A 20,547-nucleotide genomic window follows, 5' to 3' on the forward strand; every position below is an offset into this window, starting at 1 on the left:
CGATTGCCGCTGGCGTTCAAGCTCCGCGCGTTTCGCCCAAGACATGGGCGTTTGACGGGCAGGAGATCGCCGGTCGCACAACCCTTGGGCGCCCAGCCCCCGACTGCAAAAGTTTTCAGTAGGTCGAGGGCAGGTCCGGCAGGGTCACCAGCTGGAACTTCACCACCAGCCAGAGAATCGTGAACAGCACCGCCGTCACCCAGGTCGTGGTGAGGAACTTGCGCTTCAGGTTCGGGTTCACCGGCGCGCCCGGATCGGCGCCCGGCGGCGGCTCGATTCCCATCTCGTGATAGCTGCGCACGCCCAGCGGCAGCACGGCGAACAGCACCGTCCACCAGATGGTCAGGAAGATCGCGACGCTGGTGATCGGTCCCATCAGTGATGCGCGTCCTTGGGGCTTTCCATCAATTCCACGAGCATGCCGCCCATGTCCTTGGGGTGAACGAAGATGATCAGCGTTCCATGGGCGCCGATCCTGGGCTCGCCTAGCACGGTCGCGCCCTTGGCGACCAGAGCGTCGCGGGCCTCGTAGATGTTCTCGACCTCGAAGCAGACGTGATGCTGGCCGCCCTTGGGGTTCTTGGCCAGGAAGGCGTGGATCGGGGACTTCTCGCCGTAGGGCTCGATCAGCTCGATCTGACTGTTGGGCAGGTTGACGAAGCAGACCCAGACGCCCTGCTCGGGCATGGCCCACTTTTCGGTGACCGAGGTGGCGCCCAGCAGCTCGCGGTACATCTTCACCGACTCGTCGATGGAGGGCGTGGCGACGCCGATATGGTTGAGCCTGCCGATCATGGTTCCTGTCCCGGTTGGTGCGGAGTTGGAGACCAACTAACCGCGCCTCCGGTCACGGCAGTCAAGCGCCGCGAAGGCCCTTCAGCCAGTGGAAGCGCACCGGCAGCACGCCGACCAGCAGCAGGCCGAGCACGAAGCCGCCCAGATGCGCCTGCCACGAGACGAGGATCAGGCCCTGCTGGCTGGCCAGGCCGTAGGCGCCGGCGGCGACCACGACGACCAGGTTCATGACCAGGAACGACAGCGCCGAACGGCCGACGGCCTTGGAGAAGATCGGATGCAGCTCTTCCCTGCCCGGCCCGACCAGGCGCGCCCCCGCGCCCCACAGGCCGCAGATAGCGCCGGACGCGCCCAGCAGCCAGGCGTCGGGCATCATCAGTCCGGCCAGCGCCACGCCGGCCAGACCGCAGCCGACATAGAGACCGCCGAACAGCAGGCCGCCGAACGCGTCGCGCCCCAGGCGCTGGGCGATCCCCGGCCCCAGGGCGACCAAGGCCGCCGAGTTCATGACCACGTGCAGCCAGCCGGCATGCAGGAACATCGAGGTCAGCGGCGTCCACCACAGACCGTCCCGGAAGTTGCCGGGATGGAAGGCGCCGTAGCTGAGCATCCGCTCCTCCAACCCCAGCGGCGCGCTGGCCAGCTGGGCGGCGAAGACGATCCAGATCAGGCCCAGGGTCACCAGGACCGGCCAGGCCTCGAACCAGATGACGGCAGGCCCCTGGCCGAAGATCCCCTCGCGCCGCGCAGGCGGCGGCTCGGGGGGCTCGGTCGGGACCTGGTCGTCGATGCTCATGCGGGCGTCAGAGGCGCAGGACGGTCGTCTCGACGACCGGCTTGCGTTCCCAGATGCGGAAGGCGGCCTTCTTCACCGCGCGCGAGATGGCGTTCTCGATCGTTTCGTCGATCTCGCGGTCGTCGCCCGACAGGCGCTTGAAGGCCTCTTCGGCCTCTTCCGCCAGGTCGTCCAGGGCCTCGTCGAGCGGGTATTCCTCGTCGCCGGCCAGGCCCAGGCCCCGGACCTGCGGGCCCGAGACGACCTTGTTGCGGCCGTCCAGCACGATCGACACGGCCAGCACGCCGTTGAACGCCGCATGGCGACGCTCGCGCAGGGCCTCGCCGTTCTCGGGCGTCACGACGCCGCCGTCGACGTACAGGCGACCGGCCGGCACCTCGTCGATGATCTCCGGATGACCAGGCGCCAGGCGCACCATGTCGCCGTTGCGCGGCGAGACGGCGTGGGGAACCTGCAGGTCCTTGGCGAAGGCGGCGTGCTCGAGCAGGTGGCGACGCTCGCCGTGAGTCGGCACCGCGATCTGCGGACGGGCCCACTGGTACATCTGCTTCAGCTCGTCACGGCACGGGTGGCCGCTGACGTGGATGCCGGGGGTGTCACGCTCGGTGTGCAGGCGCACGCCACGGTCGGCCAGCTTGTTCTGCAGGTTGCGGATCGGGATTTCGTTGCCCGGGATCACGCGCGAGCTGAACACCACGTGGTCGCCCTGTGAAAGCTTGACGTGCGGGTGGTTGCCCTCGGCGATGCGGGCCAGAGCCGCCCTCGCCTCGCCCTGGCTGCCGGTGCAGAGATAGAGGATCTCGTTCTCCGGCATGTGCTTGGCCTGGTCGTCGGTGACGAACGGATCCAGGCCCTCGAGCAGTCCCACCGAGCGCGCGGCGGCGGCCATGCGGTGCATCGAGCGGCCGGCGAGGCACACCTTGCGGCCGGCGGCCTGGGCCGCGCGGATCACGGTGTCCATGCGCGCCACGTTCGAGGCGAAGCAGGCCACGGCGATCTTGCCGGTCAGGCCGGCGATCAGCTTGTTCATCTCGACGCGGACGTCGGCTTCCGAGCCGGACTCGCCCTCGACGAAGACGTTGGTGCTGTCGCAGACCATGGCCAGCACGCCCTCGTCGCCCAGACGGCGCAAGGCGTCGACATCGGTGGCCGCGCCCAGCTGGGGATCGGGATCGATCTTCCAGTCGCCGGTGTGCAGGATGGTGCCCAACGGGGTCTTGATCGCCAGGCCGTTGGGCTCGGGGATCGAGTGGGTCAGGGTCACCATTTCCAGATGGAACGGCCCCAGGTCGAAGCTGCCGCTCAACGGCACCTCGTGGATCTCGACCTCGTCCAGCAGGTTGGCGTCACGCAGCTTCTCGCGCAGCAGGAAGGCGGTGAAGGGCGTGGCGTAGACCGGTGCCTTCAGCTGCGGCCACAGCCAGGCTACGGCCCCCAGGTGGTCTTCGTGCGCGTGGGTCAGCACGATGCCCAGGATGTCGTCGGCATAGGGGACGATGTACTCGGGGTCGGGCAGGATGATCTCGACCCCCGGCGTCGTCTGGTCGCCGAAGGTGACGCCGAGGTCGACGACGATCCACTTGCGGTCGTCGGCGGGCCCGTAGCCGTACAGGTTGAAGTTCATGCCGATCTCGTTCGACCCGCCCAGCGGCAGGAAGACTAGTTCGTCGTTGGTTTGCTTTTTCATTCGGTCCCTAGATGGGTATTGCGGCGGTGAATTTCGAGGAGACCACGGATGGTCAGATCGGGGTCGAAGTGGTCGATGCTGTCGGTGGCGCCCTCGAACAGCGAGGCGACGCCGCCGGTGGCGACCACGGTCAGGTCCTCGCCGCGCTCTTCCTTGATGCGCGAGACGAGCCCTTCGATGAGTGAGATGTAGCCCCAGAAAACGCCCGACTGCATGGCGCCGACCGTGTCGGTGCCCACGATCTTGCCGGGACGCTGGATGGCGATGCGGGGCAGCTTGGCGGCCGCTTCGTGCAGCGCCTGCATGGACAGGTTGATGCCCGGGGCGATGATGCCGCCCTCGAAGGCGCCGTCGGCGGCCACGACGTCGAAGGTGGTGGCCGTGCCGCTGTCGATCACGATCAACGGGCCCTTGTAGACCATGCTGGCGCCCACGGCGTTGACCAGGCGGTCGGCGCCGGCCTCCGACGGCTTGTCGATGCGGATGTCGACGCCCAGCTTGGCGTTCTCGCCGATCACCAGCGGCTCGACGTTCAGGTAGCGCCGCGACAGGTTACGCAGGTTGAACAGCGATTGGGGCACGACGCTGGAGATGATGCAGGCGTCCAGCGAGCGGAAGCCCAGGCCCTGCATCGACATCAGTTGCGACAGCCAGACGACGTACTCGTCGGCGGTGCGGGTGCTCTCGGTGGCGGCCCGCCACTGGGCGATCCACGACTGGCCGTCGTGGATGGCGAACATGGTGTTGGTGTTGCCCTGTTCGATGGCCAGCAGCATCACGAAGCTCCGAAGAAGACGTCGCCGGCGGTGATCCGGCGCAGTTGGCCGTCGGCAAGGCGCAGGCGCAAGGCCCCATCGCCGTCCAGGCCCTCGGCTATGCCCTCGACCGTCTCGGTCCCCAGGCGGGCGACGCAGGGCTCGCCCAGGCCGTGGGCCTTGGCGGTCCAGGCGTCGGCGATGGCGGGAAAGCCCAGGCGCAGCCAGACGTCCAGCCAGCGGTCGAACGACGCGGCCAGCACCCCGATCGCCTCGACCGGCGTCGGCGGCGGTTCGGCCCGCCAGGTCGGCAGCGCCGTGGTCGGGCGCTCGCTGTCGATGGGCTTGCGGGCCAGGTTCACCCCGATCCCCACGGCCAGCCACAGGCCGCCGTCCGGCGACTTGCCGGACTCGATGAGGATGCCGCTGATCTTGAGGCCGCCGACCATCGGGTCGTTGGGCCATTTCAGGCTGACCAGGCGCTCGGGCACGTAGGCGGCAAGCAGGTCGGCCACCGCCAGGGCGGCGACGAACGAGACCTGGGCGGCTTCGGCGGGCGGCTTGTCGATGGTCAGCAGAAGCGTGGCGGCCAGGTTGCCGTCGCCGGTTTCCCAGGCCCGGCCCCGGCGGCCTCGGCCCGAGGTCTGCCGCAGGCCGACGATCCAGACGGGCTCGGTCCGCCCCGCTTCTGCGCGGCGGCGGACCTCGGCGTTGGTCGAGTCGATCTCGTCGAGAACGACGACGGGCGGCCCCTTGCCCGCCCCGTTGTCGAACGGGGGGCCGCCCGTCACGTCAGAGGTGGCCGAAGGCGGCCGCCGCCACCTTGGCGGCGGGGTCGAGCCAGACCAAGGCGGCCAGCACGATCGGGAACGAGAACAGGGCCGCGGCGAAGCCGATCGCGCGAGCGGTCGGTTGCGGCTTGTCCACCGAGCCCGCGGGCGCGTCGAACCACATCGCCTTGATCAGGCGCAGGTAGTAGAACGCGGCCACGACGCTGCCCACCAGGCCGAGCACGGCGGCCCACTGCAGCGGCACGTCGCCCGAGCCCATGGCGGCCTTGAAGACGTAGAACTTGGCCCAGAAGCCCGAGAACGGCGGCAGGCCGAGGGCCGACAGCGAGAACGCGGTCATGGCCAGGGCGATGCCGGGACGTTCCTTCACCAGGCCGGCCATGTCCTCGATGGTCTCCATCGGCTTGCCGTCGCGGCTCAGCGCCTGCAGGCAGGCGAAGAAGCCGGTGACGTCCACCATGTAGAGCACCATGAAGACCAGCATCGAGTGCAGGCCGATCTCGCCGCCGGTGGCGACGCCCAGCAGGGCGTAACCGACGTTGGCGATCGAGGAATAGGCCCACAGGCGCTTGAGGTTGGTCTGGGCCAGACCGGCGAAGGCGCCGACGAACACCGACAGCAGGGCCGCGATGATCAGCACCTGGCGCCATTGCGACACGGCGTCGGGGAAGGCGTCGCCCAGCACGCGGGCGAACATCATCATGGCGGCCAGCTTCGGCGCGGCGGCGAAGAAGCCGACGACCGGGGTCGGGGCGCCTTCGTAGACGTCCGGGGTCCACATGTGGAACGGCGCGGCCGAAACCTTGAACGCCAGGCCGCAGATCACGAAGATCAGGCCGAACAGCAGGCCCAGGCCATGGGCGCCGTGCGAGGCGGCGGCGATGTCGGCGAAGCGGGTCGAACCGGCGAAGCCGTAGATCAGCGAGGCGCCGTACAGCAGGATGCCCGACGACAGCGCGCCCAGCACGAAGTACTTCAGGCCCGCTTCCGAGGCCTTGGCGTCGTCGCGACGGAAGGCCGCCAGGACGTACAGGGCCAGCGATTGCAGTTCGACGCCGATATAGAGGCTGATCAGGTCGCCGGCCGAGGCGGTGATGCCCATGCCGACGGCCGACAGCACGACCAGGACCGGGAACTCGAACTTCTGGTCGCCGCGGGCGGCGAGCCAGCGGTCGCCGAGCACCACGGCCAGGGCGCTGAACAGGAAGATCGCGACCTTGGCGTAGCTGGCCGCGGCGTCGGCCGAGTAGACGCCGTTGAAGGCGTGGCCGTGCGGACCGATCGCCGCCAGGACGGCGGCGGCCAGCAGCGCCAGCACCGAAGCGCCCGTGAAGACCGGCGTGGTCTTCTTGGAGAAGGCGCCCCAGACCAGCAGGACCAGGGCCGAGACGCCCAGGACCAGCTCGGGAAGGACGAGGGAGATGTTGGCGGAGAACGTCATGGGATCCCTCACCCGCCCACGGCGGCGCGCCAGGCGCCGACGAGCCCGTCGACGGACGACGCGGTCAGGTTGAACACAAGATTAGGATAGATGCCGAGCACCAGGGTCATGATGATCAGCGGCACGAAGAGCAGGATCTCGCGCGCATCGAGGTCGGTGATCGTCTTCAATTCCGGGTTGACGATCTCGCCGTACATGACGCGGCGGTACAGCGTCAGGGCGTACATCGCCGACAGGATCACGCCGGTGGCAGACACGATCGCCGTCCAGGTCGAGGCCTGGTAGACGCCGGTCATCGTCAGGATTTCACCGACGAAGCCCGAGGTGCCCGGCAGGCCGACATTGCCCATCGTGAACAGCAGGAACACGAAGGCGTAGTGCGGCATGCGGTTGGTCAGGCCGCCGTAGAAGGCGATCTCGCGGGTGTGCATGCGGTCGTAGACGACGCCGACGCAGAGGAAGAGCGCGCCGGAGATCACACCGTGGCTGATCATCTGGAACAGGGCGCCCTGCTCGCCGGCCGCGTTGCCCGAGAAGATGCCCATGGTCACGAAGCCCATGTGGGCGACCGACGAATAGGCGATCAACTTCTTGATGTCGGTCTGACGGAAGGCGACCAGCGAGGTGTAGACGATGGCGATGCCCGACATCGCGAACACCAGCGGCTGGAACATCTCCGAGGCGTTCGGGAACATCGGGATGCTGAAGCGCATGAAGCCGTAGCCGCCCATCTTCAGCAGGATGCCGGCCAGGATGACCGAACCCGCCGTCGGGGCTTCCACGTGGGCGTCGGGCAGCCAGGTGTGGACGGGCCACATCGGCATCTTCACCGCGAACGAGGCGAAGAAGGCCAGCCACAGCCAGGTCTGGAGCCACGGCGCGAACTTGTAGGTCATGAGCTCGGGGATCGACGAGGTGCCGGCGATCGAGATCATGGCCAGGATGGCCGCCAGCATCAGCACCGAGCCGAGCAGCGTGTAGAGAAAGAACTTGTAGGCCGCGTAGATCCGGCGCTTGCCGCCCCAGATGCCGATGATCAGGAACATCGGCACCAGGCCCCCTTCGAAGAAGAGGTAGAACAGCACCAGGTCCAGCGCGCAGAACACGCCGATCACCAGGGTCTCGAGGACCAGGAAGGCGATCAGGTACTCGACGACGCGCTTCTCGACCGACTTCCAGCTGGCCACGATACAGATCGGCAGCAGGAAGGCGGTGAGCAGGACCAGCAGCACCGAAATGCCGTCAATGCCCATGCGGTAGTGCAGGCCGGCGAACCAGGCGAAGTCTTCCACGAACTGGAAGCCCGGGTTCTTCGAGTCGAACTGGAGCGTCAGCACCAGCGCCAGGGCGAAGGTCACCAGCGTGGTCGCGAGCGCGATCCACTTGGCCAGGGTGTCGGTGGCGGCGCCCGCGCCCTTGGCGGCGCGAGCCGCCAGGATCAGGGCCACGCCGACGAGCGGAGCGAAGGTCGTAAGGCTGAGCAGGCCGGTCATCGATCCGTCCTCAACGGAATGCGTAAAGGGCGAACGTCAGCAGGCCGGCGACGCCGAGCAGCATGACGAAAGCGTAGTGGTAGACGTAGCCGGTCTGGGCTTTGCCCGTCTTGCGGCCGACGGCGTAGGAGACGGCGCTGACGCCGTCGGGACCCAGGCGATCGATGATCTTCTGGTCCCCGCCCTTCCAGAACAGGTCGCCGAGGAACTTGGCGGCGCGCACGAAGGTGGCGTCGTACAGCTCGTCGAAGAACCACTTGTTGTAGAAGAACACGTACAGCGGACCCTTGCGCTCGGCGAGCTTGAGGCCCAGCCGCTCGTTGCCCTTGATCAGGTAGACGTAGACGGCGATGGCCAGGCCGAGCAGCGAGGCGACCAGCGGGCTCCACTTCACCCAGTCGGCCACGTTGTGCGCGTCGTGCAGCACGTGGTTGGTCGGGGCGTTGTAGATCGCGCCGCGCCAGAACTCGGCCTCGTGGTGACCCACGAAGTAGCCGGTGAAGACGAAGCCGGCGGCGACCGCGCCGATCGACAGCACGACCAGCGGCAGCAGCATCACCCACGGGCTCTCGTGCGGCTTGTGATCGTGGCCATGGCCATGGTCGTCATGACCGTGATCGTCGTGCGCGCCGTGGGCGTGGTCGTCATGGCCGTGAGCGGCGTGCGCGTCATGGCCGTGGTCGTCATGACCCCAGCGGGCCTTGCCGTTGAAGGTGAAAAACGCCAGGCGCCACGAGTAGAACGAGGTCAGGCCCGCGACGAGGACGCCGATCACCCACGCGAACATGGCGATCTGGTTGTGGCCGCCCGCGGCGAACGCAGCTTCGATGATGGTGTCCTTCGAGTAGAAGCCGGCGAAGCCCAGGTGCAGCGGCGGGAAGCCGAGGCCCGTGATGGCGATCGTGCCGATCGTCATGGCGATGAAGGTCACCGGCAGCATCTTGGCCAGGGCGCCGTAGCGACGCATGTCCTGCTCGTGGTGCATGCCGTGGATCACCGAACCGGCGCCCAGGAACAGCAGGGCCTTGAAGAAGGCGTGCGTGAACAGGTGGAACATGGCCGCCTGGTAGGCGCCGACGCCGGCCGCGAAGAACATGTAGCCCAGCTGCGAACAGGTCGAGTAGGCGATCACGCGCTTGATGTCGTTCTGGGTCAGGCCGACCGTGGCGGCGAACAGGGCCGTCACCGCGCCGATGACCGTGACGATGTTCTTGGCCACCGGGGCGTACTCGAACATCGGCGACAGCAGGCACAGCATGTAGACGCCGGCGGTCACCATGGTGGCCGCGTGGATCAGCGCCGACACCGGGGTCGGGCCTTCCATGGCGTCCGGAAGCCAGGTGTGCAGGAAGAACTGGGCCGACTTGCCCATCGCGCCGATGAACAGCAGGAAGCAGGCGATGTCGACCAGCGGCCACTGGTGGCCCGCGAACTCCCAGCTGCGCGCGGCGCCCGACTGGATCATCGGGAACAGCTCGGCGAAGTTGATCGTGCCGAACGCCCAGTAGACGGTCATGATGCCGAGCGCGAAGCCGAAGTCGCCGACGCGGTTGACGACGAAGGCCTTGATGGCGGCCGCGCTGGCCGACGGCTTCTTGAACCAGAAGCCGATCAGCAGGTACGAGGCCAGGCCCACGCCTTCCCAGCCGAAGAACAGCTGCATGAAGTCGGCGGCGGTGACCAGCGACAGCATGGCGAAGGTGAAGAGCGACAGGTACGCGAAGAAGCGCGGCTTGCTGTCGTCCTCGGCCATGTAGCCCCAGGAGTAGATGTGCACGAGCGCCGAGACGGTCGTGACCACGATCAGCATGGTCGCCGACAGGGCGTCGATGCGGATCGACCAGTTGGCGATGAAGTCGCCCACGTGGATGAAGGGCAGCAGCGAGACCGTGAAGGCCTCCATGTGACCCCAGGTCCACTGGCTGAAGGTGACCCACGACAGCGCGCATGCCAGCAGCAGCAGGCCGGTGGTCACGGATTGCGAAGCGACGTTGCCGATCCGTCGGCCGAACAGGCCAGCGATGATCGCGCCCACCAGCGGGGCGAAGACGAGAATGGTGACGAGCGATTGCACTGGGTCAGCCCTTCATCATGCTGGCGTCGTCGACCGCGATGTCGCCGCGGTTCCGGAAGAAGGTCACCAGGATGGCGAGGCCCACGGCGGCCTCGGCGGCCGCCACGGTCAGCACGAACATCGCGAAGATCTGGCCCACCACGTTGTGCAGGTAGGCCGAGAAGGCGACCAGGTTGATGTTCACCGCCAGCAGGATCAGCTCGATCGACATCAGGATGACGATGATGTTCTTGCGGTTCACGAAGATCCCGAAGACGCCGATCGTAAGAAGGATGGCGGCGACGATGAGGTAATGCGGAAGGCCGATCATTCGCTGATCCCCTCGCCCGGCTTGATCTGCACGAGTTCCATTCCGGTCTTGGGCGTGCGGGCGACCTGCTTGCCGATGTCCTGGCGCTTGACGCCCGGCTTGTGACGCAGGGTCAGGACGATGGCGCCGATCATGGCGACCAGCAGCACCAGGCCCGCTGCCTGGAAGAAGAAGATGTAGTCGGTGTAGAGCACCCGGCCGATGGCCTCGGTGTTGCTGACACCGCCCGGCGAAGCCAGCGGGGTCGCGTTCTTGGACGCGGCGCCGTTGGTGGCCACGCTGACGGCGACCATGATCATCTCGATCGTCAGGACGCCGCCGACCAGACCGCCGATGGGCAGGTACTGGGCGAAGCCGTCCCGAAGCGCTTCGAAGTCGATGTCGAGCATCATGACGACGAAGAGGAACAGCACCGCGACCGCGCCCACATAGACGACGATCAGCAGCATCGCGAGGAACTCCGCGCCCAGGAGGACGAAGAGGCCAGCGGCCGAGAAGAAGGCGGTGATCAGGAAGAGCACCGAGTGCACGGGGTTCTTGGCCGAGACGACGAGAAGACCCGCCGCAATGGTCACGAACGCCAGCAAGTAGAAAGCTATCGCCTGCAAGGCCATTGGCCCAGGTGCTCCCCTGATAAGTTCAAATAACAGCGGCGTGCGAAGCACACGCCGCCAACTTCGGATTCGCGCCGACCGTTTAGCGGTACGGAGCGTCCAACTCCAGATTCTTCGCGATCAGCCGTTCCCAACGGTCACCGTTGTCGAGCAGCTTTTCCTTGTCGTAGTAGAGCTCTTCACGCGTCTCGACCGCGAACTCGATGTTCGGGCCTTCGACGATGGCGTCCACCGGGCAGGCCTCCTGGCACAGGCCGCAGTAGATGCACTTGACCATGTCGATGTCGTACCGGGTCGTGCGGCGGCTGCCGTCCTCGCGCGGTTCGGCCTCGATGGTGATGGCCTGGGCCGGGCAGATGGCCTCGCACAGCTTGCACGCGATGCAGCGCTCTTCCCCATTGGGATAGCGGCGCAGGGCGTGCTCGCCCCGGAAGCGCGGCGACTGCGGGCCGCGCTCGTTCGGGTAGATCACGGTCTTCTTCGGCGCGACCAGATACTTCATGGCCAGGCCGAAGGCGCCCGCGAAGTCCAGCAGGGCGACGCCTTTGACGGCTTGGGTGATACGACTCATCATGGCCGCTTAACCTTCGGAATGACGCAGGTGTAGTTCGAAAGCTGGGCGGGATCTCCCCCGTCCATCTTGGCTTGCAACGATCCGCCTTCGGCCTGGCACTTGTCGCCGGCCCGACGCAGCTCGTCGTAGTTCACGATCCCTCGCCCCAGCGAATAGGAGCGGTCCTCGGCGACGGACGCGCAGGCGCCCGTCGTCATCAGGACCAGCCCCGTCAGGGCCAGGGCGAGCGGACGCCTCATCCCGCCACCGGCGAGAAGACGCGCCAGGCCGCGACCAGGACGACCAGCACCAGCGACATCGGCAGGAACACCTTCCAGCCCAGGCGCATCAGTTGGTCGTAGCGGTAGCGGGGCACGATGGCCTTGGCCATGGCGAACATGAAGAACCAGAAGCAGATCTTGGCGTAGAACACCAAGGCCAGCAGCAGGTTGGCCGCGAACGTCGGCCAGGTCGCCATGAAGTCCGTCGGGAAGCCGGGGTTCCAGCCGCCGAAGAACAGCACGTTGATCATGGCGCACATCAGAACGATGTTCGAATATTCGGCGACCATGAACAGCAGGTACGGGGTCGAGGAATACTCGACCTGGTAGCCGGCCACGAGTTCGGATTCAGCTTCCGGCAGGTCGAACGGCGGGCGGTTCGTCTCGGCCAGGGCCGAGATGTAGAACATGCCCATGGCGATCACCATGACCGGCAGCAGGACGATGTTCTTGAGGCCGCCGCCGAAGACGTTCCAGTTCCAGATCCAGCCCGACTGGGCCTCGACGATCGTCGACAGGTTCATCGAGCCGGCCAGCAGGATCACCGTGATGATGATCAGGCCGATCGACACTTCGTACGACACCATCTGCGCCGCCGAACGCAGCGCGCCCAGGAACGGGTACTTCGAGTTCGAAGCCCAGCCGCCCATGATGATGCCGTAGACGCCCAGCGAGCTCATCGCGAGCAGGTAGAGAATGCCGACGTTCAGGTTGGAGACGACCCAGCCCGGCGCGAACGGCACCACGGCCCAGCCGACGAAGCCCAGGATCAGGCTGATCAGCGGGGCCAGCAGGAAGATGGCCTTGTCGGCCCCGGCCGGGATGACGATTTCCTTCAGCACGAACTTGCCGAAGTCGGCGAACGACTGAAGCAGGCCGAAGGGACCGACGACGTTGGGGCCCTTGCGCATCTGGACGCCGGCCCAGATCTTGCGGTCGGCCAGCAGCAGGAAGGCCAGGCTCAGCAGGACCCAGATCACGACCAGCAGAATGCCGCCGAGCGTGAGGCCGAACCAGAGAAGCGGATTGATCTCGTTCACGGCTTACTCCGCGGCGATCTTGGAGGCGGCCGAGACGTTGGCCGCGCACTCGGCCATGGTCACGCTGGCGCGCGCGATGGGATTGGTCAGGTGGAAGGCCTTCACCGGGCTCTCGAACGGAGCGTCGGAGACCTCCCCTTCCCCGCCGACAGCGGCGAGGTCGAACACGGTGGCGACCGAGCCCGGGGCGAAGTCGATCTGGCCGAAGGTCGGGTGATCGACGAACAGCTTGGCGCGCAGTTGGTCCAGGCTGTCGTACGGCAGCTTGTGGCCCAGCGTTTCCGACAGCGCCCGCAGGATCGACCAGTCTTCCTTGGCCTCGCCCTTCGGGAACACGGCGCGCTTGCCCATCTGCACCCGGCCCTCGGTATTGACGTACAGGCCGTTCTTTTCGGTGTAGGCGGCGCCCGGCAGGATGACGTCGGCCTTGTGGGCGCCGGCGTCGCCGTGAGTGCCGAGATAGATCTTGAAGGCGTCGCTGGCGGCGCTTTCGCACTCGTCGGCGCCCAGCAGGAACAGCACGTCGACCGCGCCCGGCTTCAGCATGTCGCTCGCCGACAGACCGCCTTCGGCCGGGACGAAGCCCAGGTCGAGGCCGGCCACGCGGGCGGCGGCGGTGTGCAGCACATTCCAGCCGTTCCAGCCTTCGCGGACGACCTTGAAGGTCTTGGCGAGGCCGGCGGCGGCCTTGAGGATCGCAGCACCGTCGGCGCGGGCCAGAGCGCCCTGGCCGATGATGATCGCGGGACGCTCAGCGGCCTTCAGGGCGGCGACGAAGTCGTTCTTGGCCTTGGCCAGGCCCGACAGGGTCTTGGCGCCGGCGCCGAGATAGTCGTAGCCGAAGGTCAGGTCGACCTGCTCGCCGATGACGCCGAAGCGGGTCTTGCCGGCCAGCCACTGCTTGCGGAAGCGGGCGTTGAGGACCGGGGCCTCGAGGCGCGGGTTGCTGCCGACGAACAGGACGACGTCGGCGTCTTCGATGCCGGCGATCGTCGAGTTGAACAGCCAGCTCTCGCGCGGGCCGGCGCCCAGGGCCGCGCCGTCCTGGCGGGCGTCGAGGTTCTTCACGCCCAGGGCGGTGAAGAGGTCCTTGGTCGCCTTCAGGCTTTCGGCGTCCTGCAGGTCGCCGGCGATGACGCCGATGCGCTCAGGAGCGGTCGCCTTGATCTTGGCCGAGACGGCGGCGAAAGCCTCAGACCACGTGGCCGGCTTCAGCTTGCCGTCGACGCGGACGTACGGACGGTCGAGGCGCTGGCGCTGCAGGCCGTCGACGGCGTAGCGGGTCTTGTCGGAGATCCACTCTTCGTTGACCTCCTCGTTGATGCGCGGCAGCACGCGCAGCACGGCGTTGGCGCGACCGTCGACGCGGATCGACGAGCCGAGCGCGTCCATCACGTCGATGCTTTCGGTCTTCTTCAGTTCCCACGGACGGGCTTCGAAGGCGTAAGGCTTGGAGGTCAGGGCGCCGACCGGGCACAGGTCGATGACGTTGGCCGACAGTTCCGAGGTCACCGCGGCGCCCAGGTAGGTCGTGATTTCAACGTCTTCGCCGCGCGAGATCAGGCCGATCTCCGGCGAGCCGGCGACTTCGGTGATGAAGCGCACGCAGCGGGTGCACTGGATGCAGCGCGTCATCACGGTCTTGATGAGCGGGCCCATGGCCTTCTCTTCGACCGCGCGCTTGTTCTCGTCGTAGCGGCTGTCGTCGCGGCCGTAGCCGACGGCCTGGTCCTGCAGGTCGCACTCGCCGCCCTGGTCGCAGATCGGGCAGTCCAGCGGGTGGTTGATGAGCAGGAACTCCATCACACCTTCGCGGGCCTTCTTGACCATCGGGGTGTTGGTGAAGATCTCCTGGCCCTCGGCGGCCGGCAGGGCGCACGAAGCCTGGGGCTTCGGCGGACCGGGCTTAACCTCGACCAGGCACATGCGGCAGTTGCCGGCGATGCTCAGACGCTCGTGATAGCAGAAGCGCGGGATCTCTTCCCCAGCCAGTTCCGCGACCTGCAGAACCGTCATGCCGGGTTCGAACTCGACCTCGACGCCGTTGACCTTGGCGATTGCCATTCTCGTTACTCCGCCGCGATCAGCTTGGCGCCCTGCACGTGCAGGCGACCGCTACGATAGGAAGCGATCCGCTCTTCAACCTCGTGGCGGAAGTGGCGGAACAGACCCTGGATCGGCCAGGCGGCCGCGTCGCCCAGGGCGCAGATGGTGTGACCCTCGACCTGGGTCGTGACGTCCAGAAGGGTGTCGATCTCCTTCGGATCGGCTTCGCCGCTGGCCATGCGCTCCATGACCCGCCACATCCAGCCGGTGCCTTCGCGGCACGGCGTGCACTGGCCGCAGCTCTCGTGCTTGTAGAAGTACGACAGGCGGGCGATGGCGCGGACCAGGTCGGTGGACTTGTCCATGACGATGACGGCGGCGGTGCCCAGGCCCGACTTCAGGTTACGCAGGGCGTCGAAGTCCATCGGCAGGTCTTCGCACTGCTCGGCCGGGATCATCGGAACCGACGAACCGCCCGGGATGACGGCCTTGAGGTTGCCCCAGCCGCCGCGGATGCCGCCGCAGTGGTCTTCCATCAGCTGACGGAAGGGGATGCTCATGGCTTCTTCGACGTTGCAGGGCAGGTTCACGTGGCCCGAGACGCAGAACAGCTTGGTGCCGGCGTTGTTCTGGCGGCCGAAACCGGCGAACCACGAGGCGCCGCGGCGCAGGATGGTGCCGGCGACGGCGATGCTCTCGACGTTGTTGACCGTGGTCGGCATGCCGTAGAGGCCAGCGCCGGCCGGGAACGGCGGCTTCAGGCGCGGCTGGCCCTTCTTGCCTTCCAGGCTTTCCAGCAGGGCCGTCTCTTCGCCGCAGATATAGGCGCCGGCGCCGTGGTGGACGTAGATGTCGAAGTCCCAGCCGTGGACGTTGTTCTTGCCGACCAGCTTGGCCTCGTAGGCCTGCTTGATCGCCGCTTCCAGGCGCTCGCGCTCGAAGACGTACTCGCCGCGGATGTAGATGTAGCAGGCGTGGGCCAGCATCGCGCGCGAGGCGATCAGGCAGCCCTCGATCAGGAGGTGCGGGTCATGCCGCATGATCTCCCGGTCCTTGCAGGTGCCCGGCTCGGACTCGTCGGCGTTGACGACGAGATAGTGCGGACGGCCTTCCTTCACTTCCTTGGGCATGAAGGACCACTTCAGACCGGTCGAGAAACCAGCGCCCCCGCGGCCTCGCAGACCGGAGTTCTTCATGTTCTCGATGATCCAGTCGCGCCCGGCGTCCAGAATATCCTTGGTGCCGTTCCAGCAACCGCGCGCCTTCGCACCTTCCAGACCCCAGTCCTGGAGCCCGTAAAGGTTGGTGAAGATGCGATCCTTGTCTTCGAGGATACCGACCATGACTCTAGCTTTGCGGATCGAATGGATGGGTGCGGACATAGCGCGTCCGCCGGACGATGACATAGGCGAAAAGCAGCCAACCGGCGCCGATCACCAAAAGACCTGTGGGCGTAGCCCAGGCTGGCGCGCCGGGGACCTCCCGGCCCCAGATCAGCAGCAGCACCCCGGCCAGGCTGGCCAGGAAGCCCAGGGCCCGTTCCTTGCGGTACAGGCTCCGGATCGTGGCCATGTAGGCCCGCCGCTTGCCGGCGAGGTCGTCGCTCATGGCGCCCTCCCCCCTTGCGGGTCCTGCGGCCTGGTGGCCTTCAGCCACCCGACCACGAACCAGATCTGGGCGCTTAAGCCCGCCACGATGGCCAGGACGAAGACCGGCAGCAGCCAGCCCACGCCGAAGGCCACGTGGCCGACGATCGCCGCGCCGGCCAGCAGGAAGCACACGACGTCGATGGCGATCATCGTCGTGAAGCGCTTCTTCTGTTGGACGGCCACGTCGGTCATCAGGCGGCGGGCTCCGCCTTGGTCTTCTTGGGCGCCTCGGGCAGGTTCGGGATCTTGATCTTCTTGGCCGCCGAGCCGTCGTACAGCTTCGGATCGGTCAGGGTCTGGATCTTGTCCTTCGGCTCCGAGGACTTGCGGCCTTCGTAGCTGCCCGGCTGCGGCGCCTTGCCCGCGGCGAAGTCGTCGAGGATCTGGGCCAGGCTCTCCGGCGTCAGGTCTTCGTAGTAGTAGTCGTTGATGGCGGCCATCGGGGCGTTGCAGCAGGCGCCGAGGCACTCGACCTCTTCCCAGCTGAACTTGCCGTCGGCCGAGACCGAGTGGGCCGGGCCGATCTTCTTTTCCAGCACCGAGCGCAGGTCGAGCGCGCCGCGCAGCTGGCACGGCGTGGTGCCGCACAGCTGGACGAAGGCGGTCTTACCCACCGGGGCCAGCTGGAACATCACGTAGAAGGTGGCCACTTCCAGCACGCGGATGACCGGCATCTCGAGCTGGCGGGCGATCTCCTGGATCGCGGGCTCCTGCACCCAGCCCTCTTGCTTCTGGGCCAGCCACAGCATCGGGATCACCGCCGACTGCTTGCGGGCGGCGGGGTACTTGGCTTTCCACCAGTCGGCCTTGGCCTGGCTTTCGGCCGAGAAGGCGAAGCTGGCGGGCTGTTCCTTGGCGAGACGACGGACGCTCATCGTGCGAAATCCACGCGGACGATCTTGTCGCCCTTGAAGGTGTAGATGGCGGCGACCTGGAAAGGCGCGTCGCCGTTGCCGCGGTCGACGTGCTCGTGATCGATCACGTTCGAGCCGACCACGATGCGGTTCAGCAGCTTCGCGTTGTTCTTGGGAAACTCCGCGAAGGTCTTGGCGTAGAAGGCGCGGTAGGCCTCGATGCCCGTGCGCGCCACCTCGCCGTTCAGGCCGGCCACGACCACGTCGTCCGAGAAGTGGGCGCAGTGGGCGTCCAGGTCCTGGGCGTTGTAGGCGTCGAGCTGGGCCTGAGCGACGGTTTCGAGGGCGATGGATTCCAGGCTCATCGGTCGACCTCGCCGAACACGATGTCGAGCGAGCCCAGGATGGCCGACACGTCGGCCAGCTGGTGGCCGCGGTTCATCCAGTCCATGGCGGCCAGGTGCGAGAAGCCCGGAGCCTTGATCTTGCAGCGGTACGGCTTGTTGGTGCCGTTGCTGACGACGTAGACGCCGAACTCGCCCTTGGGGGCTTCGACGGCCGCGTAGACCTCGCCTTCCGGCGTCTTGAAGCCCTCGGTATAGAGCTTGAAGTGGTGGATCAGGGCTTCCATCGAGCGCTTCATCTCGGCGCGACGCGGCGGGCTGACCTTGTTGTCCTCGGTCAGCACCGGGCCCGGCGTGGCGCGCAGCATGGCCACGGCCTGCAGGATGATCTTGGTGCTCTCGCGCATTTCCTGCATGCGGCAGAGATAGCGATCGTAGCAGTCGCCGTTCTTGCCCAGCGGGATGTCGAACTCGAACTCGTTGTAGTTCTCGTACGGCTGATTGCGGCGCAGGTCCCAGGCGATGCCCGAACCGCGCACCATCACGCCCGAGAAGCCCCAGGCCCAGGCGTCTTCCTTGGTCACCACGCCGATGTCGACGTTGCGCTGCTTGAAGATGCGGTTGTCGGTGATCAGGCCTTCGATGTCGTCGCAGATCTTGGGGAAAGCCTTCGCCCAGGTCTCGATGTCGTCGATCAGGCTCGGGGTCAGGTCCTGGTGGACGCCGCCCGGACGGAAGTAGTTGGCGTGCAGGCGAGCGCCGCAGGCGCGCTCGTAGAACACCATCAGCTTCTCGCGCTCCTCGAAGCCCCAGAGCGGCGGCGTCAGGGCGCCGACGTCCATGGCCTGGGTCGTCACGTTCAGCAGGTGGTTCAGGATGCGGCCGATCTCGCAGAACAGCACGCGGACGATCTGGCCGCGCTTGGGCACTTCCACGCCCAGCAGCTTCTCGATCGCCATGCAGAAAGCATGCTCCTGGTTCATCGGCGCCACGTAGTCGAGGCGGTCGAAGTACGGGATGTTCTGCAGATAGGTGCGCGCTTCCATCAGCTTCTCGGTGCCGCGGTGCAGCAGGCCGATGTGCGGATCGACGCGTTCGACGATTTCACCGTCGAGCTCCAGCACCAGACGCAGCACGCCGTGCGCGGCCGGGTGCTGGGGGCCGAAGTTGATGTTGAACTTGCGGACCGGGGTTTCCGGGATCGCCGGAACGGTCGGTTCGTCGCGGAAGAAGTCGGTCGCCGCGGCGGGAGCGTTCGTGCCAGTCATGACTTAAGCCTTCTCCGCCTTCTCGTCGCCCGGCAGGGCGTACTTGGCGCCCTCCCACGGAGAGAGGAAGTCGAATGCGCGGTACTCGGTGATCTTCACGGGTTCGTAGACGACGCGCTTGAGCTCGTCGTCGTAGCGGACCTCGACATAGCCGGTCATCGGGAAGTCTTTCCGCAGCGGATGGCCGTGGAAACCGTAGTCCGTCAGGATCCGGCGCAGGTCCGGGTGGCCTTCGAAGAACACGCCGTACATGTCGAACACTTCGCGCTCGAACCAGTCGGCGACCGGGAACACGGGCGTGGCGCTCGGCACCGGGGTGTCCTCGTCGGTCTGCACCTTCACGCGGACGCGGACGTTCTTCACCATCGACAGCAGGTGGTAGACCACGTCGAAGCGCGCGGCGCGCTCGGGGTAGTCGACCGCCGTCAGGTCCACCAGCTGGTGGAAGCGGTAGTCGGGGTGATCGCGCAGGTAGGTCAGCAGCTCGACCACGCGGTTGGCCGAACCCAGCAGGTTCAGCTCGCCGAACGCCACGTTGTACGAGGCGATCGCGCTGGCCGAGTTGGCGACGATCGCCTGGCCGAGGGCTTCGAGGTCTTGGCTCATCGCTCGATGGTCCCCGTGCGACGGATCTTCTTCTGGAGCTGCAGCACGCCGTAGACGAGCGCTTCGGCCGTGGGCGGGCAGCCCGGCACGTAGATGTCGATCGGCACGACGCGGTCGCAGCCGCGCACGACGCTGTAGCTGTAATAGTAGTAGCCGCCGCCGTTGGCGCAGCTGCCCATCGAGATGACGTAGCGGGGCTCGGGCATCTGGTCGTAGACCTTGCGCAGAGCCGGAGCCATCTTGTTGGTCAGGGTGCCGGCGACGATCATCACGTCCGACTGACGCGGGCTGGCGCGCGGGGCGAAGCCGTAGCGCTCCAGGTCGTAGCGCGGCATGGCCGAGTGCATCATCTCGACGGCGCAGCACGCCAGGCCGAACGTCATCCACATCAAGCTGCCCGTGCGGGCCCAGGTGATGAGGTCGTCGGCGGCGGCCGTGATGAAGCCCTTGTCCGCCAGCTGCTGTGAGACGCCGTCGAAGAAGGCGTCATGCAGCTTGGGGTCATAGCCCTGCACGGTCGAGCGGCCAGCGGCGCCGGCCGGAACGACGGGCGAGCTGTTGGCGGGAACGATCACTCCCATTCGAGGGCGCCCTTCTTCCATTCGTAGATAAAGCCGACGGTAAGAACGCCCAGGAAGGCCAGCATGGACCAGAAGGCGTATTGAGCCACGTCAGGCGGCAGCTTCAGCAGGGTGACGGCCCACGGGAACAGGAACGCCACTTCGAGGTCGAAGATGATGAAGAGGATCGAGACCAGGTAGAACCGGACGTCGAACTTCATGCGCGCATCGTCGAAGGCGTTGAAGCCGCATTCGTACGCGGACAGCTTTTCCGGGTCCGGCGCCTTGGGCGCGAGCACGGCGGCGGCCAACATGAAGACGATGCCGATAACGGCCGCGATCCCGATAAAGATCACGATCGGCAGGTACTGGAGAAGGAAGGCGGTCATGACAGCCCTTGGCTTGAATCGGCCGCGTTGTAGCCCAGCATTTCCCACGCTTCAAACGCCCGGGGCACATTGAGAAACGATCGCAACTACAAGGCATCCACAGGTTCTGCGACATGGCCGTTGACACGAGTCTCGGCCCGACATATCAGACGCCCCTCGCCGCACGGCGGGTCGCACTTTCGCTTCGGCGGAAGCCAAATG

General features: G+C 66.6%; 24 protein-coding genes. All 24 read right to left on the bottom strand.

What is annotated here, in order from left to right; translation table 11 throughout:
• Nucleotides 1-115: 115 nt before the first annotated feature.
• The 24 genes from V6S85_RS10015 to V6S85_RS10130 all read right to left on the bottom strand — a co-directional run bounded on the left by V6S85_RS10015 (nucleotide 116) and on the right by V6S85_RS10130 (nucleotide 20,346).
• Nucleotides 116-376: a DUF1467 family protein gene (locus V6S85_RS10015; protein ID WP_116489566.1), complete on the bottom strand. Its 261-nt coding sequence runs from the start codon at nucleotides 374-376 to the stop codon at nucleotides 116-118.
• Nucleotides 376-795, bottom strand: coding sequence for a methylmalonyl-CoA epimerase (mce, locus tag V6S85_RS10020; protein WP_101719833.1), 420 nt, complete (start codon nucleotides 793-795; stop codon nucleotides 376-378). The genes V6S85_RS10015 and mce overlap by 1 nt, the downstream gene beginning before the upstream one ends.
• A gap of 61 nt (nucleotides 796-856) precedes the next feature.
• Nucleotides 857-1,591, bottom strand: a complete 735-nt coding sequence (locus tag V6S85_RS10025; RefSeq protein ID WP_334348844.1) for a rhomboid family intramembrane serine protease — start codon at nucleotides 1,589-1,591, stop codon at nucleotides 857-859.
• A 7-nt stretch (nucleotides 1,592-1,598) separates the two neighbouring features.
• Entirely contained in the window at nucleotides 1,599-3,278 is a 1,680-nt protein-coding gene (locus tag V6S85_RS10030; protein WP_334348845.1) for a ribonuclease J, read from the bottom strand.
• Entirely contained in the window at nucleotides 3,275-4,057 is a 783-nt protein-coding gene (locus V6S85_RS10035) for a type III pantothenate kinase (RefSeq protein WP_116564655.1), read from the bottom strand. Before V6S85_RS10035 ends, V6S85_RS10030 begins: the two co-directional genes overlap by 4 nt.
• Nucleotides 4,054-4,824: a biotin--[acetyl-CoA-carboxylase] ligase gene (locus tag V6S85_RS10040; RefSeq protein ID WP_334348846.1), complete on the bottom strand. Its 771-nt coding sequence runs from the start codon at nucleotides 4,822-4,824 to the stop codon at nucleotides 4,054-4,056. Before V6S85_RS10040 ends, V6S85_RS10035 begins: the two co-directional genes overlap by 4 nt.
• Nucleotide 4,825: 1 nt before the next feature.
• Complete coding sequence (gene nuoN / locus V6S85_RS10045; RefSeq protein ID WP_334348847.1) at nucleotides 4,826-6,265, bottom strand: NADH-quinone oxidoreductase subunit NuoN; 1,440 nt, start codon at nucleotides 6,263-6,265, stop codon at nucleotides 4,826-4,828.
• Between the two features lie 8 nt (nucleotides 6,266-6,273).
• On the bottom strand, nucleotides 6,274-7,758 hold the full coding sequence (locus V6S85_RS10050) for an NADH-quinone oxidoreductase subunit M (RefSeq protein ID WP_334348848.1): 1,485 nt from the start codon (nucleotides 7,756-7,758) through the stop codon (nucleotides 6,274-6,276).
• Between the two features lie 10 nt (nucleotides 7,759-7,768).
• Nucleotides 7,769-9,832, bottom strand: coding sequence for an NADH-quinone oxidoreductase subunit L (nuoL, locus tag V6S85_RS10055; protein WP_334348849.1), 2,064 nt, complete (start codon nucleotides 9,830-9,832; stop codon nucleotides 7,769-7,771).
• Nucleotides 9,833-9,836: 4 nt separating this feature from the next.
• The gene (nuoK, locus tag V6S85_RS10060; protein ID WP_101719841.1) at nucleotides 9,837-10,142 is read right to left on the bottom strand and encodes an NADH-quinone oxidoreductase subunit NuoK; all 306 of its coding nucleotides are present in this window, start codon (nucleotides 10,140-10,142) and stop codon (nucleotides 9,837-9,839) included.
• A complete protein-coding gene (locus V6S85_RS10065; protein ID WP_116489558.1) occupies nucleotides 10,139-10,756 on the bottom strand; it encodes an NADH-quinone oxidoreductase subunit J in 618 nt (205 codons plus the stop codon). Before V6S85_RS10065 ends, nuoK begins: the two co-directional genes overlap by 4 nt.
• Before the next feature lie 82 nt (nucleotides 10,757-10,838).
• A complete protein-coding gene (gene nuoI / locus V6S85_RS10070; RefSeq protein ID WP_058346359.1) occupies nucleotides 10,839-11,330 on the bottom strand; it encodes an NADH-quinone oxidoreductase subunit NuoI in 492 nt (163 codons plus the stop codon).
• The gene (locus tag V6S85_RS10075) at nucleotides 11,327-11,569 is read right to left on the bottom strand and encodes a hypothetical protein (RefSeq protein ID WP_334348850.1); all 243 of its coding nucleotides are present in this window, start codon (nucleotides 11,567-11,569) and stop codon (nucleotides 11,327-11,329) included. The genes nuoI and V6S85_RS10075 overlap by 4 nt, the downstream gene beginning before the upstream one ends.
• A complete protein-coding gene (nuoH, locus tag V6S85_RS10080) occupies nucleotides 11,566-12,630 on the bottom strand; it encodes an NADH-quinone oxidoreductase subunit NuoH (protein WP_116489556.1) in 1,065 nt (354 codons plus the stop codon). The genes V6S85_RS10075 and nuoH overlap by 4 nt, the downstream gene beginning before the upstream one ends.
• 3 nt (nucleotides 12,631-12,633) lie before the next feature.
• Nucleotides 12,634-14,694 carry an NADH-quinone oxidoreductase subunit NuoG gene (gene nuoG / locus V6S85_RS10085; RefSeq protein WP_334348851.1) on the bottom strand — a complete coding sequence of 687 codons (2,061 nt, stop codon included), beginning with the start codon at nucleotides 14,692-14,694 and terminating at the stop codon, nucleotides 12,634-12,636.
• 5 nt (nucleotides 14,695-14,699) lie between these two features.
• A complete protein-coding gene (nuoF, locus tag V6S85_RS10090) occupies nucleotides 14,700-16,019 on the bottom strand; it encodes an NADH-quinone oxidoreductase subunit NuoF (RefSeq protein ID WP_116564670.1) in 1,320 nt (439 codons plus the stop codon).
• Between the two features lie 4 nt (nucleotides 16,020-16,023).
• A complete protein-coding gene (locus V6S85_RS10095) occupies nucleotides 16,024-16,284 on the bottom strand; it encodes a hypothetical protein (RefSeq protein ID WP_116564672.1) in 261 nt (86 codons plus the stop codon).
• The gene (locus V6S85_RS10100) at nucleotides 16,281-16,517 is read right to left on the bottom strand and encodes a hypothetical protein (RefSeq protein WP_334348852.1); all 237 of its coding nucleotides are present in this window, start codon (nucleotides 16,515-16,517) and stop codon (nucleotides 16,281-16,283) included. The genes V6S85_RS10095 and V6S85_RS10100 overlap by 4 nt, the downstream gene beginning before the upstream one ends.
• A complete protein-coding gene (gene nuoE / locus V6S85_RS10105) occupies nucleotides 16,517-17,200 on the bottom strand; it encodes an NADH-quinone oxidoreductase subunit NuoE (RefSeq protein WP_101712992.1) in 684 nt (227 codons plus the stop codon). Before nuoE ends, V6S85_RS10100 begins: the two co-directional genes overlap by 1 nt.
• Nucleotides 17,197-17,544 (bottom strand): nuclear transport factor 2 family protein, encoded by a 348-nt coding sequence (locus V6S85_RS10110; protein ID WP_431830619.1) that lies wholly within the window; start codon nucleotides 17,542-17,544, stop codon nucleotides 17,197-17,199. The genes nuoE and V6S85_RS10110 overlap by 4 nt, the downstream gene beginning before the upstream one ends.
• Nucleotides 17,541-18,791 carry an NADH-quinone oxidoreductase subunit D gene (locus tag V6S85_RS10115; protein ID WP_116564676.1) on the bottom strand — a complete coding sequence of 417 codons (1,251 nt, stop codon included), beginning with the start codon at nucleotides 18,789-18,791 and terminating at the stop codon, nucleotides 17,541-17,543. The genes V6S85_RS10110 and V6S85_RS10115 overlap by 4 nt, the downstream gene beginning before the upstream one ends.
• Before the next feature lie 3 nt (nucleotides 18,792-18,794).
• On the bottom strand, nucleotides 18,795-19,397 hold the full coding sequence (locus V6S85_RS10120) for an NADH-quinone oxidoreductase subunit C (RefSeq protein WP_334348853.1): 603 nt from the start codon (nucleotides 19,395-19,397) through the stop codon (nucleotides 18,795-18,797).
• Entirely contained in the window at nucleotides 19,394-19,999 is a 606-nt protein-coding gene (locus V6S85_RS10125; RefSeq protein ID WP_101712996.1) for a NuoB/complex I 20 kDa subunit family protein, read from the bottom strand. The genes V6S85_RS10120 and V6S85_RS10125 overlap by 4 nt, the downstream gene beginning before the upstream one ends.
• A complete protein-coding gene (locus tag V6S85_RS10130) occupies nucleotides 19,969-20,346 on the bottom strand; it encodes an NADH-quinone oxidoreductase subunit A (protein ID WP_116489550.1) in 378 nt (125 codons plus the stop codon). Before V6S85_RS10130 ends, V6S85_RS10125 begins: the two co-directional genes overlap by 31 nt.
• Nucleotides 20,347-20,547 lie beyond the last annotated feature (201 nt).

Source organism: Caulobacter sp. CCNWLW153 (assembly GCF_036889365.1).
Lineage (GTDB): Bacteria > Pseudomonadota > Alphaproteobacteria > Caulobacterales > Caulobacteraceae > Caulobacter > Caulobacter radicis.

What these genes read in the sequence shown, in the direction of transcription:
- V6S85_RS10095 (WP_116564672.1), bottom strand. Translation starts at nt 16,284, where the DNA reads ATGAGCGACGACCTCGCCGGCAAGCGGCGGGCCTACATGGCCACGATC.
- nuoN (WP_334348847.1), bottom strand. Translation starts at nt 6,265, where the DNA reads ATGACGTTCTCCGCCAACATCTCCCTCGTCCTTCCCGAGCTGGTCCTG.
- V6S85_RS10015 (WP_116489566.1), bottom strand. Translation starts at nt 376, where the DNA reads ATGGGACCGATCACCAGCGTCGCGATCTTCCTGACCATCTGGTGGACG.
- nuoE (WP_101712992.1), bottom strand. Translation starts at nt 17,200, where the DNA reads ATGAGCGTCCGTCGTCTCGCCAAGGAACAGCCCGCCAGCTTCGCCTTC.
- V6S85_RS10125 (WP_101712996.1), bottom strand. Translation starts at nt 19,999, where the DNA reads ATGGAAGAAGGGCGCCCTCGAATGGGAGTGATCGTTCCCGCCAACAGC.
- V6S85_RS10110 (WP_431830619.1), bottom strand. Translation starts at nt 17,544, where the DNA reads ATGAGCCTGGAATCCATCGCCCTCGAAACCGTCGCTCAGGCCCAGCTC.
- nuoF (WP_116564670.1), bottom strand. Translation starts at nt 16,019, where the DNA reads ATGGTCGGTATCCTCGAAGACAAGGATCGCATCTTCACCAACCTTTAC.
- V6S85_RS10075 (WP_334348850.1), bottom strand. Translation starts at nt 11,569, where the DNA reads ATGAGGCGTCCGCTCGCCCTGGCCCTGACGGGGCTGGTCCTGATGACG.
- nuoK (WP_101719841.1), bottom strand. Translation starts at nt 10,142, where the DNA reads ATGATCGGCCTTCCGCATTACCTCATCGTCGCCGCCATCCTTCTTACG.
- V6S85_RS10025 (WP_334348844.1), bottom strand. Translation starts at nt 1,591, where the DNA reads ATGAGCATCGACGACCAGGTCCCGACCGAGCCCCCCGAGCCGCCGCCT.
- V6S85_RS10030 (WP_334348845.1), bottom strand. Translation starts at nt 3,278, where the DNA reads ATGAAAAAGCAAACCAACGACGAACTAGTCTTCCTGCCGCTGGGCGGG.
- V6S85_RS10115 (WP_116564676.1), bottom strand. Translation starts at nt 18,791, where the DNA reads ATGACTGGCACGAACGCTCCCGCCGCGGCGACCGACTTCTTCCGCGAC.
- V6S85_RS10050 (WP_334348848.1), bottom strand. Translation starts at nt 7,758, where the DNA reads ATGACCGGCCTGCTCAGCCTTACGACCTTCGCTCCGCTCGTCGGCGTG.
- mce (WP_101719833.1), bottom strand. Translation starts at nt 795, where the DNA reads ATGATCGGCAGGCTCAACCATATCGGCGTCGCCACGCCCTCCATCGAC.
- V6S85_RS10100 (WP_334348852.1), bottom strand. Translation starts at nt 16,517, where the DNA reads ATGACCGACGTGGCCGTCCAACAGAAGAAGCGCTTCACGACGATGATC.
- nuoG (WP_334348851.1), bottom strand. Translation starts at nt 14,694, where the DNA reads ATGGCAATCGCCAAGGTCAACGGCGTCGAGGTCGAGTTCGAACCCGGC.
- V6S85_RS10130 (WP_116489550.1), bottom strand. Translation starts at nt 20,346, where the DNA reads ATGACCGCCTTCCTTCTCCAGTACCTGCCGATCGTGATCTTTATCGGG.
- V6S85_RS10120 (WP_334348853.1), bottom strand. Translation starts at nt 19,397, where the DNA reads ATGAGCCAAGACCTCGAAGCCCTCGGCCAGGCGATCGTCGCCAACTCG.
- V6S85_RS10065 (WP_116489558.1), bottom strand. Translation starts at nt 10,756, where the DNA reads ATGGCCTTGCAGGCGATAGCTTTCTACTTGCTGGCGTTCGTGACCATT.
- nuoI (WP_058346359.1), bottom strand. Translation starts at nt 11,330, where the DNA reads ATGATGAGTCGTATCACCCAAGCCGTCAAAGGCGTCGCCCTGCTGGAC.